Source organism: Oleiphilus sp. HI0080 (assembly GCF_001635135.1).
The window spans coordinates 1-5,956 of record NZ_LWFU01000426.1; the positions used below are offsets into that span (position 1 = coordinate 1).

5 protein-coding genes are annotated in these 5,956 nt (G+C 47.2%); 2 read left to right on the forward strand and 3 right to left on the reverse strand.

Features of this window, described 5'->3' with window-relative positions; translation table 11 throughout:
* Window positions 1-69 precede the first annotated feature (69 nt).
* Genes A3751_RS08130 through A3751_RS08140 form a run of 3 tightly spaced genes read right to left on the reverse strand, consistent with a single transcriptional unit; the run spans window position 70 to window position 3,309 of the window.
* On the reverse strand, window positions 70-423 hold the full coding sequence (locus A3751_RS08130) for a cupin domain-containing protein (protein ID WP_068454204.1): 354 nt from the start codon (window positions 421-423) through the stop codon (window positions 70-72).
* A 47-nt stretch (window positions 424-470) separates the two neighbouring features.
* Window positions 471-1,958, reverse strand: a complete 1,488-nt coding sequence (locus A3751_RS08135) for a CoA-acylating methylmalonate-semialdehyde dehydrogenase (RefSeq protein WP_068454207.1) — start codon at window positions 1,956-1,958, stop codon at window positions 471-473.
* A 40-nt stretch (window positions 1,959-1,998) separates the two neighbouring features.
* On the reverse strand, window positions 1,999-3,309 hold the full coding sequence (locus A3751_RS08140; protein ID WP_068454210.1) for an aspartate aminotransferase family protein: 1,311 nt from the start codon (window positions 3,307-3,309) through the stop codon (window positions 1,999-2,001).
* A 264-nt stretch (window positions 3,310-3,573) separates the two neighbouring features.
* On the opposite strand from A3751_RS08140, the gene A3751_RS08145 reads away from it, so the two are divergent.
* Both A3751_RS08145 and A3751_RS08150 read left to right on the forward strand, forming a co-directional pair.
* Window positions 3,574-5,070 (forward strand): aldehyde dehydrogenase, encoded by a 1,497-nt coding sequence (locus tag A3751_RS08145; protein ID WP_068454213.1) that lies wholly within the window; start codon window positions 3,574-3,576, stop codon window positions 5,068-5,070.
* Window positions 5,071-5,493: 423 nt separating this feature from the next.
* The coding region (locus A3751_RS08150) for a hypothetical protein (protein WP_156492331.1) at window positions 5,494-5,956 on the forward strand (463 nt) is incomplete at its 3' end.

Below are 5,956 nucleotides of genomic sequence, written 5' to 3' on the forward strand. Positions count from 1 at the left end.
TTGGCCGATCAATTTTGTCATTTCGCGATGCCGCATAATAGGAACCGGTATGTTCTGTGCGCATAAGCTTTATGCCTCGTAAATTACGTAGATCTTTTTACAATAATCGTCTACTTGCCATTCGCCATTGAAACCGGCAGGAACGACAAACTGGTCGCCTTTGTTAACTTTAAGCTCATTCCCGCTTTCATCAATAATGATCGAGCTGCCTTCAAGAATATGGCAAAACTCATGCTCGGAATAACTCACCGACCAGCGTCCAGCTTTCGAATCCCAAATTCCTACATGGAACTTTTCATCTTTACTTGAATAGTTATTCCAGAGGTTTTGTGCGGGCTCACCGTGAACAATCTTTTCCTGATCTGGCAGGTAACTTTCTTTGCTGACGTTTTCAGCGACGAATTGAATTTTTGAAACGTTCATAAAACTCCAAAACAAAAAAGCCCAGAAGGCTGGGCTCGTCGGGATATTTACTTCATTGTAGGCATCACGAATTCTGCACCGAGATCACCTTCTGGCCAGCGAGCAGTGACCGCTTTGCGCTTGGTGTAGAACTTGACCCCTTCAGGTCCGTGCATGTGGTTGGCACCGAAGAGAGAGCGCTTCCAGCCACCAAATGAGTGGAATGCCATCGGCACAGGGATTGGCACATTGACGCCGACCATACCTACCTGAACATCATGCGTGAACTTGCGCGCAATGCCGCCGCTGCGGGTATAAATAGAAGTACCATTTCCGTATTCGTGATCGTTGATCATCTGAACAGCCGTTGAGTAATCAGGGACACGAACGACACAAAGTACAGGGCCAAAAATCTCTTCTTGATAAATGACCATGTCTTTCGTGACGTTGTCGAACAAACAGCCACCAAGGAAGTAGCCTTTCTCGTTTGCATCGATTTTTGCTTCGCGTCCATCGACTACTAACGTCGCGCCTTCTTCAACGCCTTTGGCAATGTAGCCTTTGACTTTCTCAAGATGTTCTTTGCTAATCAAAGGGCCCATATCAAGGCCTTTATTTGAACCATCGCCGATTTTTAGCGCTTTCGTTTTTTCTGCTAGCTTCGCTACCAGCTCATCAGCGATATCACCTACTGCGAGCGCAACCGAGATAGCCATACAGCGTTCACCGGCTGAACCATAAGCTGCGCCAATCAGGGCGTTTACTGCACCGTCAATGTCTGCATCGGGCATCACAATCATATGGTTTTTCGCGCCACCTAGAGCTTGCACCCGTTTGCCATTCGCTGAAGCCGTCGAGTAAATATATTCAGCAATTGGTGTCGAGCCAACAAAGCTAACTGCTTGTATATCTTTATGGGTAAGCAGAACGTCTACTGCCTCTTTGTCGCCATTCACCACGTTTAGAACGCCATCAGGAAGACCCGCTTCTTTCATCCATTCAGCCATCAGCATACTGGCAGTTGGATTCTTTTCAGAAGGCTTCATTACTACGGTGTTACCGCACGCGATGGCGACTGGCCACATCCACATTGGAACCATGGCCGGGAAGTTAAATGGGGTGATGCCTGCTACGACACCGAGAGGTTGGCTGGTACTCCATGCATCAATACCGCCACCTACTTGTTCTGTAAACTCGCCTTTGAGAGCAGAAGGAATACCGCAAGCGAATTCAACGACTTCAAGACCGCGAGTGATTTCGCCCAATGCGTCTTCGTATACTTTTCCGTGCTGTGCAGTAATTACGGCTGCCAGCTCGTCACGACGTTCATCAACAATTGCTTTGAACTTGAAAAGGATCCGTGCGCGGCTAAGCGGCGTTGTTTGAGACCAAGTTTCGAAGGTCTTCTGCGCAATCGCGATGGCGCTTTCTACCTCAGTGGCTGAGGCAAGGGATACTTCGGCAATTTGCTCACCGGTAGCAGGATTGAATACGTTATGAGAGCGCGCACTTGGGCCAGTTTCTTGACCATTTACGTAGTGATTAATAGTAGTCATAGTTAACCTAATGTTTAAGAAATTCTTGTTTAGCTCACCCTTAATAGAGTGACTTGATCGCGGAACGCATTGAGTGCATTAACTGATCGATATCTGATTCAGAGATGATCAAGGGTGGAGACATCGCAATAATATCGCCAGTACAACGCACTAGCGCATCGTGCTTCCAGTAACATTCGTTAAAAACTTTGAAGCCTCGTTCGCCCATTTTTGCACTGGACTTAAATTCAACTGCACCAACCAGCCCAAGGTTTCGAATGTCCTTGACGACATCAAACTCTTTCAAGCTATGAAGAGCATCCTGCCAGTACGACTCAAGCGCGATCGCTTTTTCAAACAGGTTCTCTTTTTCATAGACTTCCAGTGTAGCGATAGCCGCCGCCGCTGCAACCGGATGGCCGGAATACGTATAACCGTGGAATAACTCAATAACTTCTTCTGGCCCTTGCATGAACGCATTGTGGATTTCGCCAGAAACAAACACCGCCCCCATGGGAATTGCGCCGTTAGTTAGACCTTTCGCCGAAGTGATAATGTCGGGTGTTACGCCGAAGCGCTCTGCTGCAAACGCTTTACCGATTCTTCCGTAACCGGTTATCACTTCATCAAAAATAAGAATGATGTCGTTTTCTTTCGTAATCTTGCGTAGACGCTCCAAGTAACCTTTTGGCGGCATCCAAACGCCGCCACTACCAACAACAGGTTCAATGATCACGGCGGCGATTGTGTCACCATGTAGTGCGATCATGTTGTTCAACTCATCTGCAAGCTCTTCACCGTGATCTGGTTGGCCCTTGGTAAATTCGCTACCAGCAACCCAGGCATGTTTGAGGTGATCGACACCGGACAACAAGCTACCAAAAGCTTTACGGTTATTGCCTAGGCCGCCAACTGAGATACCCCCAAAGTTTGTGCCGTGGTAACCCTTTTCTCTTCCGACGAGACGGGTTTTGTGGGCATTCCCTTTTGCTCGATGGTAAGCAAGAGCGATTTTTAGTGCAGTGTCGGCCGACTCTGATCCCGAATTGGTAAAGAATACGTGATCCAGACCATCCGGGGTGTGTTGCACAAGTTTTTGAGCTAACTCAAAAGGAAGAGGGTGCCCCATCTGGAATGTTGGCGCGAAATCAAGCTGTTGAATTTGCTTGCTAACGGCTTCCGTAATTTCCGTACGAGCGTGTCCTGCATTGGTACACCAAAGACCCGCTGTGCCGTCCAGTATTTTTCGTCCGTCTTCTGTTGTGTAGTGCATTCCTTTCGCGCCAACAAGTACTCGAGGAGCAGATTTATACTGACGGTTTGCTGTAAATGGCATCCAGAAAGCGTCTAGGTTTGAGTGTTGAGTGGACATAAAAACCTCAAGAACAGAGTGTTTAATTTATTGAACAACGTAAGCGTAGTGTATGTAAAATAAATAAAACATCAAGCCCTGGAATGTTACGTCACTTAAAAAACCATTACATCCCTTCTAAATAAGAGCTTAAGGCGATGATCTCCTACCTATTATTGCCCTTAATAAGAAAATGAAGTTCGTGAAATATCGTTCGATATATTGAAATTTTTACCCTTCAGACGTATCGTTTCGTCTTCGGTTTTATAATTTTCGGGGAATATAGTGCACACAACTAAAGATCTAGCGTACTGGGAGAGCTTGGCAAAGTCGATTTCAATAGAGGGCCGTGCCTTTATTAATGGAGAATACCGCAAAGCGAAAGATGGCGATGAATTTGAGTGTGTAAGTCCGATTGATCGACGCGTTTTAGTCCATGTCGCGTCATGTAAGAAGGAAGATGTTGATTTAGCTGTCGCGTGTGCACGGGAATCATTTGAATCGGGCGTTTGGGCTAATTTGCCGCCAACAGACAGAAAGGCGATTCTACTGAAGTTCGCTGACCTTATAGAAGACGCGATCGATGAGATCGCTTTGCTCGAGACATTGGATATGGGGAAGCCGATTAGCTTCTCGCTAGAGGATGACCTTTCCGGCACATTGCGGGCGATTCGTTGGACAGCAGAGGCAATTGACAAGGTTTATGATGAGCTTGCACCAACACCCAGTGATCAATTGGGTATGGTGACGAAAGAGCCGATTGGTGTCGTTGCCGCAATTGTTCCTTGGAACTTTCCATTGCTGATGGCTGCATGGAAATTCGCACCAGCGCTCGCGATGGGTAACTCGTTTATTCTCAAGCCTTCAGAGAAGTCGCCATTGACCGCGATTCGTATTGCCGAGTTGGCGAAACAGGCAGGTATTCCAGACGGCGTGTTTAACGTGCTTCCGGGCTTTGGACATACCGCGGGCCAAGCGTTGGCAGAACATATGAATGTCGATACATTAGCCTTTACCGGTTCAACTGGAGTGGCGAAGAAGCTAATGGTGTTTGCTGGTGAGTCGAATATGAAGCGGGTTTGGGCCGAGGCTGGCGGAAAATCACCAAACGTTGTTTTTGCTGATGCACCCGACTTGGATGCTGCTGCAGAAGCTGCCGCAGGAGCGATATGCTACAACCAGGGTGAAGTATGCACCGCAGGCTCCCGTCTATTGGTTGAAGATTCCATTGCCGATGAGTTTATGGAAAAAGTTCGTGCTCATATGGCGAGTTGGAAACCGGGTAATCCTCTTGATCCGGAAACGACGGTTGGTGCGATAGTTGACGATGCACAGTTAGAACGAATTTGTTCGTACATTGAGCTGGGTAAAGAGCAGGGCGCTACATTAACAGTGGGTGGTAATAAGCCTGTGGAAATGACGAATGGCTGTTTTGTTGAGCCAACCGTGTTCGAAGGGGTGTCGAATGATATGTCCATTGCGGCAGAGGAAATTTTCGGCCCGGTATTGTCCGTGATTCGATTTACTAATGAAGACGACGCATTGACGATAGCAAACGACTCTATTTATGGTCTTGCGGCCGCTGTTTGGACCAGCAACCTAAGTCGTGCGCATCGGTTTGCGCGAGGTTTGAAAGCCGGTTCTGTATGGGTCAATCAGTATGATGGTGGTGATATGACTGCACCATTTGGCGGATTCAAACAGAGTGGTAATGGCCGAGACAAATCTCTTCATGCGCTCGACAAGTACAGTGAGCTCAAAGCAACTTGGATTAAGCTTTAATTGTTTTTAGTTGCTTGATGAGCAAAAGTTGATGAGTTCAAAGCCTGGCAATGCCAGGCTTGCTTAGTAGCGCTTTGCTATTGTTTTTCTTTTCGTTCCTTCTTACTGCGATATCACCTGGGCTTACTTCTAAGTGTTTAAGTCTCGGAAGGGATAGGTACGCTTAGGTGTCTGAAATTTTTACGACTTTGCTAATCTATCTCAGCATACAGTCTACTTAGGTGTTTGTTTTATATAGCTTACACGTCCTCGGCCTATTTTATGCTTCTCAACAAGAGCTGGCGCTCCCTCAGTGAAACTAGGATGGCCCAAGCCAGCGGAACGTGGTTTGTCTCTCGTTGAAATAGTAAGGATCGAGAGCAAGCCTTCTGGCAACTCCTCCGGTCAAATGGGCTAGAGCGCGAAGTTTAAGACGATTGTAAAATGAAAAAGGCGCTTTTAACGGCGGGTCTGATTTCACTTGCTGGTGCTACACAAGCTGGCACAATCGATTTCGAAGATTTTGGTACAACATACATGACGGGCGGTGGCTCAGGTGTTTGTGCTGGCCAGGGTAACAACGAATGTACAATTGTGGGCAACGAATTTGTTGGTGATGGCATCACGTTGAGCTTTGATGATGTCGCTCCTGTGCATGATAATGCGATCAAGATTGTTCGTGTTGGTTCCCCGACCGACGCGTTTGTCCCAAATGACGCACCAATTCCAGCGGGTGCTTTTGGCGACTTCTTTATGACGACGGAGTTTAACGACAATATTCACTTTTCATTGTCGTTCAATAGCAGCTCTAACGTCTCTTTCGACATTGCGGATATCGACGGCAGCGGCATTAATAACACAGAACTTTTCCAGCTGACTGCATATTTGTCTGGTGGCGGCACGGACA

What these genes read in the sequence shown, in the direction of transcription:
- A3751_RS08130 (WP_068454204.1), bottom strand. Translation starts at nt 423, where the DNA reads ATGAACGTTTCAAAAATTCAATTCGTCGCTGAAAACGTCAGCAAAGAA.
- A3751_RS08135 (WP_068454207.1), bottom strand. Translation starts at nt 1,958, where the DNA reads ATGACTACTATTAATCACTACGTAAATGGTCAAGAAACTGGCCCAAGT.
- A3751_RS08140 (WP_068454210.1), bottom strand. Translation starts at nt 3,309, where the DNA reads ATGTCCACTCAACACTCAAACCTAGACGCTTTCTGGATGCCATTTACA.